14 protein-coding genes are annotated in these 13,209 nt (G+C 40.9%); 8 read left to right on the top strand and 6 right to left on the bottom strand.

Annotated elements, in window-relative coordinates; genetic code table 11:
* Positions 1 to 72 precede the first annotated feature (72 nt).
* Positions 73 to 822, bottom strand: a complete 750-nt coding sequence (locus CL181_RS12940; protein WP_097299729.1) for a tRNA (adenine-N1)-methyltransferase — start codon at positions 820 to 822, stop codon at positions 73 to 75.
* Between the two features lie 53 nt (positions 823 to 875).
* Between CL181_RS12940 and CL181_RS12935 the strand changes: the two genes are divergently transcribed.
* From CL181_RS12935 to ltrA, 8 genes are all read left to right on the top strand, one after another.
* Positions 876 to 1,238, top strand: a complete 363-nt coding sequence (locus tag CL181_RS12935; protein ID WP_141398906.1) for a hypothetical protein — start codon at positions 876 to 878, stop codon at positions 1,236 to 1,238.
* Between the two features lie 108 nt (positions 1,239 to 1,346).
* The gene (locus tag CL181_RS12930; RefSeq protein WP_097299727.1) at positions 1,347 to 2,504 is read left to right on the top strand and encodes an LL-diaminopimelate aminotransferase; all 1,158 of its coding nucleotides are present in this window, start codon (positions 1,347 to 1,349) and stop codon (positions 2,502 to 2,504) included.
* Positions 2,505 to 2,638: 134 nt separating this feature from the next.
* Positions 2,639 to 3,553, top strand: coding sequence for a polyprenyl synthetase family protein (locus CL181_RS12925; protein ID WP_176505218.1), 915 nt, complete (start codon positions 2,639 to 2,641; stop codon positions 3,551 to 3,553).
* Positions 3,554 to 3,556: 3 nt separating this feature from the next.
* On the top strand, positions 3,557 to 4,579 hold the full coding sequence (locus CL181_RS12920) for a radical SAM protein (RefSeq protein WP_097299725.1): 1,023 nt from the start codon (positions 3,557 to 3,559) through the stop codon (positions 4,577 to 4,579).
* 44 nt (positions 4,580 to 4,623) lie between these two features.
* Entirely contained in the window at positions 4,624 to 4,938 is a 315-nt protein-coding gene (locus tag CL181_RS12915; RefSeq protein WP_097299724.1) for a DUF2551 domain-containing protein, read from the top strand.
* 427 nt (positions 4,939 to 5,365) lie between these two features.
* Positions 5,366 to 5,545 (top strand): hypothetical protein, encoded by a 180-nt coding sequence (locus CL181_RS19805; RefSeq protein ID WP_141398905.1) that lies wholly within the window; start codon positions 5,366 to 5,368, stop codon positions 5,543 to 5,545.
* 60 nt (positions 5,546 to 5,605) lie between these two features.
* Positions 5,606 to 7,159, top strand: a complete 1,554-nt coding sequence (locus CL181_RS12910; protein ID WP_141398904.1) for a hypothetical protein — start codon at positions 5,606 to 5,608, stop codon at positions 7,157 to 7,159.
* An 849-nt stretch (positions 7,160 to 8,008) separates the two neighbouring features.
* Positions 8,009 to 9,259 (top strand): group II intron reverse transcriptase/maturase, encoded by a 1,251-nt coding sequence (gene ltrA, locus CL181_RS12905; protein WP_097299722.1) that lies wholly within the window; start codon positions 8,009 to 8,011, stop codon positions 9,257 to 9,259.
* A gap of 80 nt (positions 9,260 to 9,339) precedes the next feature.
* Here ltrA and CL181_RS12900 read toward each other — a convergent pair whose 3' ends face one another.
* Genes CL181_RS12900 through CL181_RS12880 form a run of 5 tightly spaced genes read right to left on the bottom strand, consistent with a single transcriptional unit; the run spans position 9,340 to position 13,208 of the window.
* Positions 9,340 to 9,801: a hypothetical protein gene (locus tag CL181_RS12900; protein WP_097299721.1), complete on the bottom strand. Its 462-nt coding sequence runs from the start codon at positions 9,799 to 9,801 to the stop codon at positions 9,340 to 9,342.
* 51 nt (positions 9,802 to 9,852) lie between these two features.
* Positions 9,853 to 10,995, bottom strand: coding sequence for a DUF362 domain-containing protein (locus CL181_RS12895; RefSeq protein ID WP_097299720.1), 1,143 nt, complete (start codon positions 10,993 to 10,995; stop codon positions 9,853 to 9,855).
* Positions 10,995 to 11,261, bottom strand: coding sequence for a hypothetical protein (locus CL181_RS12890; protein WP_097299719.1), 267 nt, complete (start codon positions 11,259 to 11,261; stop codon positions 10,995 to 10,997). Before CL181_RS12890 ends, CL181_RS12895 begins: the two co-directional genes overlap by 1 nt.
* Complete coding sequence (locus CL181_RS12885) at positions 11,258 to 12,013, bottom strand: ABC transporter ATP-binding protein (protein WP_255251564.1); 756 nt, start codon at positions 12,011 to 12,013, stop codon at positions 11,258 to 11,260. Before CL181_RS12885 ends, CL181_RS12890 begins: the two co-directional genes overlap by 4 nt.
* Positions 12,006 to 13,208, bottom strand: a complete 1,203-nt coding sequence (locus tag CL181_RS12880) for an ABC transporter permease (protein ID WP_097299718.1) — start codon at positions 13,206 to 13,208, stop codon at positions 12,006 to 12,008. The genes CL181_RS12885 and CL181_RS12880 overlap by 8 nt, the downstream gene beginning before the upstream one ends.
* Position 13,209 lies beyond the last annotated feature (1 nt).

The following is a 13,209-nucleotide window of genomic DNA, read 5'->3' as shown; positions in this document are numbered from 1 at the left end:
CAGAGGGGCTATCATAAAAGAAAAAATGAGTTTAAGCTTTATTATTGTTTATTTCAGTTTTTCCTGATATAATTAATATCTGGCTATTGTAATAAAACCTGTATGGCCTACTCTTGCGGTTGCGGGTCGTGTTCCCCTGTCCGTGAAGGAAATCTCCCGTTCCAGAGTCTCTATAGTCGTGACATCTATATAATTCGTTTTTCCAATGGCTTCCCTGATCTCTTTTGCCTGCTCAAAAAAAGGTGAATATGTGACAAGAAAACCACCCGGATAAATGACATCCGGGACATATGGAATTACCCGGGCAGCAGCAATAGTATCAAGTGTTATAACATCAAATTTTTCATTCTCATCTAATTTACAGATCTCTTCTACAATATCTCCATGCCTGCATTCTATGTTTGAAAGACCTGTGAGAGCAATATTATTCCTGGCTATTTCCACGAACTCTTCTCTTACTTCATATGTTATGACCTTTTTTGCAATGCCTCCAAGATATATTGCAAGTATCCCGGAACCGGTTCCTGCATCCAGTACTTGATCCGAAGAGCAAAGGCCTGTATTTGAAATAATCACTCCGATATCTTTTGGCATCATGGGGGCTCCACTGCGTTTAGCATGAATAAAAAAATCAGGTGCACGGGGTTTCTGGATGATAAATTCCTCACCCAGATGAGAACTTATCTTATCCCCGAAGTTTTTCGTTTTAAGTTCATCAAGTTTTATAATCCCGAGGTCAGTATGCATTTCGCCCTCAGGCTTAACAAAATAATCTTTCATCTTTCCTTTACTGAATATTTTTAAAATTACGGGTGTATCCATTTTTCTCCGCTGGGGTAATATAGGACTTATTAGATATAGAATACATGGTTATTATGGATATTATTTTTTTCAAGGATAAGAAATATTCATTAAAGACATTGGAACTTCTAACAGGCCAGATGGATGTGGATATTGAAAAAATCCATGATAGCATCCTGATTATAGCACAGGTCGTGGATGATCCCGATAAATTGCCATATTTTCTGGAAACCATAAAATCTCTTGAAATCGACGACCTTGAAAAATTCAGGTTCATATTGCTAAGGGTCCAGATCGATTCACAGCTTCATCTGAATGAAAATATAGAAAAATATCATAAGCGTCTTTTTGTTTCCCAGATCATTGAAAAATTAATATATGGTGAATTGCTGCTTGAGGCAGGAAAAGAAGACGAAGAGGATGATAAAGAGGATTGAGATTTAATTAATCCAATCCGGAATAAAAATTTTTTGCTTTTGCTTCGTTTTTCAGCCTAAAAATAAAAAGCTCATATATTATATACCTTAAACACATCAAAAAGCCCCATGATTAAGTACGCTGAAAGGATCAATTCATTACCACCTTATTTATTTGCCGCTATCGATAAAGCAAAAGCCGAAATCATAAAAAAAGGCGTTGATGTCATTAACCTTGGAATAGGCGACCCGGACATGCCTACTCCGCCGCATATTGTTGATGCGATGAAAAAATCCATTGATAATCCGGCCAGGCACAAGTATCCATCTTATGAAGGCATGTTGTCTTTCAGGACAGCAGCAGCAGATTGGTACAGGAGAACGATGAACGTGACCTTAAACTCTGAGGACGAAGTTCTCACACTTATCGGTTCAAAGGAAGGCATAGCCCATATCCCGCTCGCTTTCCTGAACCCCGGGGATGTGTCTTTAGTTCCGGATCCCGGTTATCCTGTTTATAATATCGGTTCTATCCTTGCAAGCGCTAAACCTTTTAAGATGCCCTTACTTGCCGGGAATGAGTTCCTGCCAGACCTTGATGCAATACCAAAAGATGTAGCAAAAAAGGCAAAGCTCATGTTCCTGAATTATCCCAATAATCCTACATCTGCAACTGCATCCATAAAATTCTTTGAAGAAGTTGTGGATTTTGCAAATGAATTTGAGATCATAGTAGTACACGATGATGCCTATTCGGAAATGACTTATGATGGATATAAGGCTCCAAGTTTCCTGAATGCCAGCGGTGCAAAGGATGTCGGGATCGAGATGCATTCCCTTTCAAAAACATATAATATGACCGGATGGAGACTTGGTTTTGCGGTCGGGAACAGCGAAATACTGGCTGGTCTTGGAAAGGTCAAAACGAATGTGGATTCAGGTGCATTTGAAGTTATCCAGGAAGCAGGGGTTGCAGCGCTCACCGGACCTCAGGATTGTGTGCGTGATATGAATAACATTTATAAGGAAAGGCGTGATGCTCTCCTTACCGGCTTGAAGGAACTGGGGCTTGATGTAAAACCGCCCAGAGCTACTTTCTATGTATGGGCGCATGTAAATGGAAAAGCAGCTGATTTTTCAAAGATGCTTCTTGAAAAAGCAGGAATTGTGGCAACACCTGGCATCGGGTTCGGAGAATATGGCGAAGGGTATGTACGATTCGCTTTAACGCAATCGGTGGACAGGATAAATGAAGCCGTTAATAGGATGCGTAAGCTGGATATATGAGAAAGAATTATCATCATAAATCAATCGGGATTCTCAAAATAAAAGATAAAATCTATTTATGAGTAATGTAAGTTATGAAGAAATATGCTTCGAAATAGAAATCCTTTTTATGTATTCAAGGTATGGGTGTAATAATGGACATTGAGCAACTTTTGGCACAGCGCGCAAGATTGGTGGACGGAGAAATGCCAAACCTGCTTATGGATATAAAACCTCCTGAACTTGCCGCAGCAGTCAGTTATGCCATATTATCAAAAGGAAAACGCATCAGGCCGGCTCTTGTGACACTTGCCAGTGAAGCAGTTGGCGGTACAGCCGAAAAAGCCTGCTTTGCAGCAGCATCTATTGAATTGATTCATTCCTCATCGCTCGTACTGGATGATGTGATCGATAAATCTGAAAAAAGACGCGGCCGATCCACAGTCCATACTTTGTGGGGCACCGATATGGCTTTGCTGACAGTACAGATCCTTGCAGCGCTCTCACTCAGGATCGCAGCCAGGGATCCGAGGCTCATCCATGCTATTGCGGATTCACTGTTCTATATGGGAGAAGGCGAAGCAATGGAACTTGTGGAATTTGCAAAGGATAAGAAAGGCTATCTTGACCTTGCTTTCAGGAAAACCGGGTCGCTTTTCAGTTCGGCAGCAGAAGTTGGTGCTCTTGTTGGCGGGGGAGACAAGACCCAGATAAAAAAGCTCAAGGAATTCGGAAATCACATTGGTCTTGCTTTCCAGATACGTGATGATATACTGGATTGTATTTCAAAGGAAGATGACCTGGGTAAGCCTGTGAAGAAAGATCTTTTTATGGGAAGGCCATCCATTGTACTGCTTGATGCGATTAATTCAGGGATATCGATCGAAAGAATGATGAAATGCAATAATGGGGAACTCATGCATCTTGTTTCTGAGTCGATTGAAAACGCAAAGAACGTAGCAATAGAAGAGATAGATATTGCAAAATGCCAGATCGAGAGCTTTGATGACAGCTACGCCAAAACAAAGCTCAATGAAATGGGTGATTATATAATAACCCGCAGTAAGTAACACATGGAAAAAGATAACAGTGGTTCTTTTTTCAATTACCTTCCCGAAGGATGCCGCTTATGTTATAAAGGGGCAAAAATGGTCCTGTTTGTTACAGGAGTATGCGGGAAGAATTGCTTTTATTGTCCGGTTTCAAATGAACGGCGCGAGAATGATAAAATATTTGCAAATGAAAGACCTGTTAACAGGGATGAAGACCTGATAGAAGAGGCCATTTCAATGGATGCCCTCGGTACCGGGATTACAGGCGGGGAGCCGCTCTTAAGGTTAGACCGGGTGGTTCATTATATTAAGTTACTGAAAAATAAGTTTGGGGAATCGCATCATATTCATTTATATACAGCCCTTGCCCCGGATAAAACAGTACTTGAATCGTTAAGAAAAGCAGGTCTTGACGAAATCAGGTTTCATCCTCCCCGGAATATGCTTCAAAATATTGGCATTTATTACAGGGCCTCGGTCATTGAAGCACATAAAATGGGTATGTCAGCAGGGATCGAGATCCCGTCAATAACCTGCGACTTTAGCGGAGTAATTTCATTATTAAAGGAAGTCGATGGTTTCTTGAACTTAAACGAGCTTGAATTTTCAGAAACAAACCTGGCTGAACTTAAGAACAGAGGATATGTGCCTGTTAATGATACTTCCTGTGCAGCACTTGGAAGTAAAGAAGTTGCAGAATCCCTGGATTTTGATAAGCTGCATTTTTGTTCTTCAAGATTCAAGGACGCAGTACAGCTCCGGGAAAGATTTAAGCGGATAGCAAAAAAATCCGCACGGTGTTTTGATGAGATCACTGATGATGGGACACTTGTCTATGGCATTATCGAAGGGGATTGCGTGTCTTTCCTGAAAGAGGCAGGAGCACAGGAGGAAATGTTCATTGAAAAACATGGTACTGTTGATACAGCCTGGTGGATAGCCCGGAACCTTGCAGATGATTTGAAAAAAATCGGATGCAAAGTGTCAGTAATTGAGAGATATCCCATGAAAAACGGGATGGTCGTGGAAAAGACTCCGCTTTGATACATGGAAAGGTATAAACTCTAAAAATCGAATAATGGGAATTGGTGGTTTCACTGACCAGAAAAGAAAATGATGACCTGAAAACAAGACTTACAAAATATCTGGCACGAGATGAAACCGGAATCAGGAAGTCAGTCTTGAAATTGTTTCTCAATGAGAAACCTTACACTACACAGAATGTATTTGATCTTCTTAAGCAACAGGGATTTGATGTCAACTACAGGGGGATTTCAGCGATGGTCGGTCTTATGAATACAAGACTTGGCATTTTGAGAATAGATGTAAAAGGAGACCATAACGTCTATTCGCTCAAAGATGAGTATAAAAATAGCGTTAAAGCCACGATGGATAACTATTAGCCAAAAACGTAAGCTGGAGGCTCGGCCTTAAGTCCGGGGTTTGTAGTGACTGAAAACGATAGGCACTATGTGCATCCAAAAGACTGAAAACAATATGATTTATGGAGCAGTAATAAGGGGACAGTAAGAACCTGAAGATGACATAAAAAGCAATTGAGATTTAAGAAATAGCATGTATTATGAATATGAGTTTTTTCTACCCCATCATAATTATTACCACAAAATATAAATAAAGAAAAGTTTATATATCATATAATCATACGAGTCGAAACTTAGTTTAATAAGATTGTAGATGTGGATTCAATGATAAGCATAAAGCGGTTTGGATTTAAAAATATGCATATATCTACAATTCTTTTCCTTTTGGAAAATAACATTAAATTAATATACGTTGAGAGAACAATTAAAAATTTGGGAGGAATTTGTTTTGGCTGGAGATCAAAAAGACTTGGAAATAATTAGGACAAAAATTGAACCAAAACTTGATGAAATAAGGAATGAGTTAAGGAGCATATTTGACAAGGAAACAGTGGAGGAAATAGAGAATACACGCCGGGAATTTAGCATTTTATCTACTGAAGATCTGTTAAGCCCCTTTACGATTTAAATGAATATATCCGATGATTCTTCCAAATTAGTATTCACTATCGATCAAGTTCGTAACATATTGGGCGATTCAAATCAAAGTAAGTATATATTTCGCTATCTCGATAAATGGGGGGCAAGTACATGTGTTGTTGAAAAGAGATATATTGATAAAGATTATATAATCGACTACTCTAAATTTTATGCCCGATCATTCAAAGAATATGATAAGTTTACAACTCGTTTGCACTTTTTCTCTGAAGCCTTTTCCGATGATGTTTTTGAAAATGCGTTGATAAAGGGCGATGAAATATTTTTTGAAAAATTGAGAAAATCCTATCTTGGTTTTGTTGTAAAAAAACCTATTGAAAACTCGATTGGTGATCCACTGATAGGACGTACTATTTTGAAAAAATATCCCGCTGATGATAATAAAGAAAATGAAGACTTATTTCATATAAGTGATAAATACAATGTGTCACTTTTTGGTATTCCACTGGAAATCGATTCATTACCTTTCCAGCCACAAGATAGGGCAGTTGGTGCTTGCGCTACGGCGGCATGTTGGACTGCGCTTCACCCATTGAATACCCTTTTTGGAGTACAAAAGTATTCGCCGTTCGAAGTAACCGAAAAATCTGTTTCTTTTCCATCGCTTGAAGAGCGTAATTTTCCCTCTACAGGCCTTACATTGCTCCAAATGAAAAGTTACTTTAATTCAATTAATTTGGAAACTGAATTCATTGACATAGAAAAAATCAAAAAATTAAAAGATTATACTTCTAAGGATGATATTGTTATAGATGCTGTGAGAGCTTTTACTGGCATGGGATTACCTGTTATTGCCGCCCTAATATTATTTACAGATGAGTTTTTGTTTGGCTGGGATGAAATTCCAGGAAACGATAACAGGAGACTCATAGAATTCCTGATACGGAATTTTGGTATTAATTGGGTAGAATTTGCAGAAATTGCGAAAACCGATGACAATAGGAGTATTAAATTAAGTTATGAAAATAATTTTCTTTCGCTAAAACTTAACAATGAGATTAGCAAAGTAGAATTAAAGATCAACGAAAGTACAATAGCTGAATTCCATACTAAGATAGAATATGGCAAGGTAAATATATACAAAAAGAACTTACATGGTAAACACGCAGCGGTAATAAGTGGTTATAACCAAGAAGAAGGTATCATAAAAGAGTTATATATCCATGACGATCAAATTGGTCCTTATAGCCGAGTATTGCCTGTTGGGAATTTTACTCAATGGAGAAACGAGTGGACTGAATTATATGGATGCAGTGATGTGTTAGTGTATAAGTTGATGGTTCCCATCTACCCAAAGATTAGGATGAGTTTTATTTCAGTATACCAAGGGTTTCTGAAAAAAAAGAGAAAATTAGAGAAAAGACAAGAAGGGTTGATCCCTCAGCTATACTTAATGCAAGTAAAGAAATATAAAAAATTTTTATTAAAAAAAACTTTCAATAATAAAATAGATATCCTTAAGAGACCTTTTCCGAGGTTTGTATGGATTATCAGATTACTTTTCCGTAACACACCAACTCAAGATTATATCTACGATGGAACATCTGTTTATCTAAAAGAAAAATCTATAGATTTTAAGAATTAATAAGAATTTGTACAGCATATTTTGTCCCCCCATTTTTGTCGCTAAAAGCAAGAAAAACATAAACGATAGAAAACACCTGCACCTACGCCTTGATGCCTCGTGATTCATCACGAGGTTCGTGACTTCGTGCCTTGAAACGATAGAAAGAAAGTCTAACAAACAGGACATCTGAAAAAAAAAAAGACACCCCTTGGGGTGTTATGTCCAAAGGGTTAAAATCCCACCTTCCGGGTCTGTCCCCGGATGAAGAGAAGGGAGGAGCGGTACAGTGATGTATTGTTCGGAGTTCCCGTATCGGCAACCACAGCCCTGAACACCAGTGAACCAATATTGGCCTTAATGCGATGCGACGTTCCAGTCACATGCGGAAGCTTGGACAGAGTAATGAACATTAGGGTGCTATGGCAGGGATGGCTGCGAATGCTTTCTATCGTGACCAGGGGAGGTCTTGCAGTGTCCTCCATGAAGCTGGATTAACACCCTACACGTTTCTGGGTAACTGAATCCAACTGAAGGGATACAGGTAACAGAGGCATAACCTTATGGGAAAACCAAAGTGATGCGCTGCAAGAAGTCGGAAGAACCCATAGTAGCGATGACGGCAGAGCCAATGAGACAGAGAACCTGCATCGATGGATGCAGGGGGCGACTCTGTCAAGGGAAAAACCTGCCGAGTGAAGGGGTTCCAGTCTGGACAGAGTAGAGGTGAACAGCACGATAACACCGATCAGATTAAGAGAAGATACCAGAACGGTAAGCATAGCCGAAACGGCAATAAAACGCTCTCTGGTGACAGTATATGAAGATAGTGGAACAACTGCTGGAAACCAAAACCGATGGAGACAGTAAATGAAAAAATGGAATCAGCAATACCATGACAAGTTCAAGACATTTGCCCTGATACACAAAGTATGGGATCAAAAGAACCTTGAGCAAGCATGGAAAAGCGTAAAAGCAAACAAAGGAAGTGCAGGAATCGATAACATAACCATTGAACAATTTGAACAGAATCTATCACAGAATTTAGCCGAGATACAGAGACTGCTCAAAGAGAAACGCTATGAACCAAGCCCGGTCTTAAGAGTGTTGATCCCGAAGGACAACTGGAAGATGAGGAAACTTGGGATTCCTACAGTAAGAGACAGAGTAGTCCAGCAGGCACTGAAGAACGTATTCGAACCGATCTTTGAAGAAATATTCCTTCCCCAGAGCCATGGTTACAGACCCAATACTGATGCCCATGCGGCAGTCAAGAAGAGTGAAGCATACCTTGAGAAAGGCTACCACTGGGTAGTGGATGCAGATGTCGAGGGATTCTTCGACCATGTTGACCATCAGATAATGATGGATCTTGTATGTGAGAAGATCGCAGACGGGAGAGTTCTTTCTCTTGTAGAATCGTTCCTTAAGAGCGGAATAATGAACGAAGGCATTTTTGAGGAGAGCCTTGAAGGCACTCCTCAGGGTGGAAACCTCAGTCCCCTGCTGTCGAACATTTATCTGAATCACTTTGACAGGAGAATGGGAGATTATGGTTATCTGCTCCTCAGGTACGCCGATGACATCGTTATTTTCTGCAAGTTCGAATCGGATGCAAAAGATGCACTGAAGCGGGCAAAGGAAATCCTTGAGGGAGAGTTGAAGTTGAAACCCAGTCCTGAGAAGACAAAGATCATACATGCAAGAAAGAAAGGGGTTGAATTCCTTGGTTTTCACTTCAATGGAAGATGGAGAAGACCGAGGGATAAGACGAGGAAGAGGTTCAAGGAAGAGATAAAACTTAGAACACGTCGGAAGCAGCCTAAGAACCTTGAGACGGTGATAGAATCCATCAACCCGGTTATCCGGGGTTGGGGGAACTATTTCAAGGGCGGCACTGTGAAGAAATCGTTCGAGGAGCTTGATGGATATATCAGGGGACGCTTAAGGAGCTTTGTAGCTAAGAGGCGTACTCTGAAGATACTTGTTTTCGGGATACATCCTGCTGAGTTTTCTAAGATGGGACTGGTTTCGCTTTCTTCAATGCTGGATGAAAACATTTCCTGCAACGGGATACGCCGGACGAAAGCTGCATACGGGAAATCCGTCCGTGCAGTTTGATGAGGAGGTGGTGCCTGAAAGGGCACTGCTTTACTCTGCAAATCAAATCCACTAATTGAAATGAGTGCAATAAAGGACTGTTAACCGTGATAAAAAGTCGGCTCTTCCTTTTTCTTTTGTGCTTGCTGCTGGAAATTAATTACCGGAATAGGCATAGATGGCGGAAGACCAAGTGATTTTGAGAGCAGTAACGCAAGAGGCGCAAGATTTGCAACCATTGTGTTTGCCAGCTCGTTCTGTATGTCCCCCGGCGCTTTTCCTGAGTCCCATTTTTCCTTCAGGGCTTTTAAATCCTCATCACTGTAATAATCCGTCATACCCTCAAACCTGATGTGACCGATATTGGGGCTAAGATAATTGATGGCAAAAGTGTACTCAATCCTTAATACTGATTTTTCCCCAAATGGGGTATTCTGGACAACTAATGACGGATTTTTAAGATTTACATCATAATTTATATTGATATTCTTGTATTTTCGGATATCATCAGCAGTTGAATAAACTTTCGATTCCACATTTGTAAGCTGGAAGTTTAAAATCATGTTTTCTCATGTTAATTATACTTTCTTGAGATAATAAATTATTCCTATTGATCATGGCTGGCTATATTTCATGCTTTTCAATAATTGCCTGCCCAGGAAAGAGGTTTTCAATTTAACAGCGCCATTCCTGCACAGCTCATGGCAGCAATAGCATTTTATGCATTTTTCCTGGTCGATCAATGGCCGCGGTTCAAGTGTGATTGCAGAGGCCGGACAACTTTCAAGACAAATCCCACATCGCTTGCAATCCTTTTCAGAAATTGCTACTTTTGAAATATTTTCAGCAGATTTAAACATGAATTTTCCCATGAATGCTGGCAATTTATAGTACAGATATCTCGATTTCTTAAAATCCAGCCTGACGTCATTTATTTTTTCACCCATCACCTCGATTTTATCAAGTTCCCCGATCCCCAGCCCCCTCTCGTTCGTGAAACGCGTAGTCAGTATATCCTTATGCGGGAATCCCATGATCTCAGAGGCCACTGCATCCAGTGCTACGCAATCTTTGCTTGAGAGTATTACGTTGGAGGCTACCGGCGTCCCGTTCGTTGCGCCTTCCCCCTCCATACCCACGACGCCGTCCATTACTGCAAGCTGCGGCTTCAGGGCAGAATAAATATCGACCACAGCCTGGCTAAGTCTCTCCTCGGTCGGCGCCTGCCTGTGTATGGCGGCCTTCCCCGACCCCGGGATTACGCCGTAAAAATTCTTGACTGCACCTGTATATTTTGTAAGCTGGTGAGTTTTCATTTTTGGCATGGAAACAAGCACATCGCAATCGATAGCAGATTTTGCGATGTTGGCTGTTTTCAATATCTGGCCATCGATATTCATGGAATACACGCCTGTTGACTCAAAATTAATGAGCTTGCCACCGTATTCTTCACAGGCTTTTTTTATTCCCGATAGCTCAAGCGATTTTGCAGTGTAGCCGTATGCGCCCGAGCTGTCCCCTACCCAGGGGATGCCGCCTGCCTCTTTTACAATTTCTGTCATTGCCCCGACAATTGAGGGATGAGTGGTCGCGGCGCGCTCAGGTGGAAAGCCTATGATAACATTTACTTTGAGCAGCACAGTGTTGCCGGGTTTTACTATTTCCTCGATGCCGCCTATCAGTTCAAGGCTCTTTATAATCGCGCTTTTAACTTTCTGGTGCTCGTAGTTTTCACATTTTACGATCGAAACCCTCATTATTTCTCCCTTTTTATTAACTTTCGAACCATCAAAAACAGCCCGGACCCAACCATGAATTCAGTTAACATTAACAACCATAATACAGGTCGGGGTGACTCATAAATATTCAATATAAAATTTCTATACCATACAGGCATGTTCTCCAATCCCCAATACCTATAACGCTCTCCCACAATGATTGCCAGGGATGCATCCAGCATCAGGAATATTGATAAACCGAAAAGGACAGGCCATGTATATTTTCCTGGTTTTATCATTTTCATTTCAACATCTCCATATGCTGTTCAAGCTCTCCATCCTTAAGCCATATAACCCTGTCAACGTAATTTCTATCTTCAGGCTCATGCGTTACCATCAATATCGTAAGCCCCATCTCGCGATTGAGCTTCCTGAAAAGTTCAAGGACCTGTTTTGACGAGACGCTGTCCAGGTTTGCAGCAGGTTCATCGGCAAAGAGTATATCCGGCTTATTTATAAGCGCCCTTGCGATTGCGACCCGCTGCTGTTCTCCTCCTGACATCTCACGCGGGCGGTGATCCAGCCTTTCACCAAGCCCTACCTGTCCAAGCACTTCCCTTGCGGCCTTAAAACACTCCTTTTTTTTCCTGCCAAGCGCCATCGCGGGTAAATATACATTCTCAAGTGCGGTAAGTTCGGGCAGCAGCGCATACTCCTGGAAGACATAACCGAAACGCTCAAGCCTGAATCTTGCCTTTTGTGCTTCTGACATCTTTAAAACATTCTCACCGCCTATAATGATCTCGCCGGATGTTGGTGTATCAAGCAATCCGAGCTGGTGCAGCAATGTTGATTTACCGCTTCCGCTTTTTCCCATAATGGCCACAAATTCCGGATCTTCCCTTCCAATATCAAATGAGACATTCTGGAGCGCAGGGACCCGCACTTCACCCATAATATAAGTCCTGCACAGGTTCCGGATCCTGAGAAGGGCTTGTTTGCCTGTTCCATCCGGATATTCATTTGCGATATGATCCTCTTTTGCTATATTAATCACCCCACATCGATTCTATTATGGTTTCACGCACAGCCATCATTGATGGTATCAGCCCGGCAGCCGATGCCGCTATTACCAGGCTTATCGCATTTATAAAAACGTTTTCAGGAAGTATTAATAATGAAACAGGCCCCATCGGGAAATCCAATGGATGTGCGATGAACCAGGGCGCTACAATGTAAAACACGATAAGTAATCCCACAATAATTCCACTCATCACTATAAAAAGAGCCTGGATGAAATATGAATTTATTATCACTGACTCTTTAATTCCAACCGCACGCGATATCCCTATCTGCCTTCGCTTGCTGATAGTGTTCATATAAATAATAATAAATATCGTTACTCCTGCAACAAACAAACCTATTCCTGATATCAACATGGAAATTATATCAAAACTTTGCGTTATTTCTTTTACCATGGAAGCATAATCCTGCCAGGGTTTTATTTTTTCATTTATACCAAGCTCCAGGAACTGTTTAATGAATTGTCCCTCATTTCCGACATCCTCAGTCCGTATCAGTATCTGCGAAGCCTTATCTTCCATACCTGTCACGGAAGTCATCTCTTTTTGGCTTATATATGCAATATTGTCTGATCGCTGGAAGTTAACGCCGAAAATGCCTTTTACGCGGTAAGTGCGCTTAACACCGTTATTGAATAATACGTCAATTGAATCACCTGTTTTGACCCCGCCAAGCGACCGGGATTCATCATCCCCGCCATACCCGCCTGCGATCTCTTTTCCCAGCAGGATATCATTTTCATCCAGCTTGCTTAAGTATTCACCATCGATTATAAAATTATGTGTAGTTGTAACTGTGACCTCATCATCCGGATTGATCGAATACACGCTCCATGCTCCGTTTTTATCCTTATATGACATCACAGACCCCATGATATATTGGGCTGAAACACCTTTTACACCCGGAACTCTGCTTATTTTCTGTTTCAGGGAATAAACATCATCGATGAATTTTTCATCTTTCTTCGGTTCGATCACAACAGTTCCATACACAGTATTGATTATCTGATCGTTGATCGTATTGGTAAGCCCGAGAAAAAGGGAGGAGACAAAAACCGAATTTACAAAAACGAGGGACATAATAAATATTGTCAACCCCAATGTGCCTTTATTGCCCTTTATTATTGACTTTTGCGCCAGGAACAGAGCCAGTTTATGGTCACTTAACATA

The sequence above is a fragment of the Candidatus Methanoperedens sp. BLZ2 genome, assembly GCF_002487355.1.
In the GTDB taxonomy this organism is placed as follows: domain Archaea; phylum Halobacteriota; class Methanosarcinia; order Methanosarcinales; family Methanoperedenaceae; genus Methanoperedens.
Note: the sequence above shows the minus strand (reverse complement) of the source record. Positions and strands in the feature narration are given on the sequence as shown.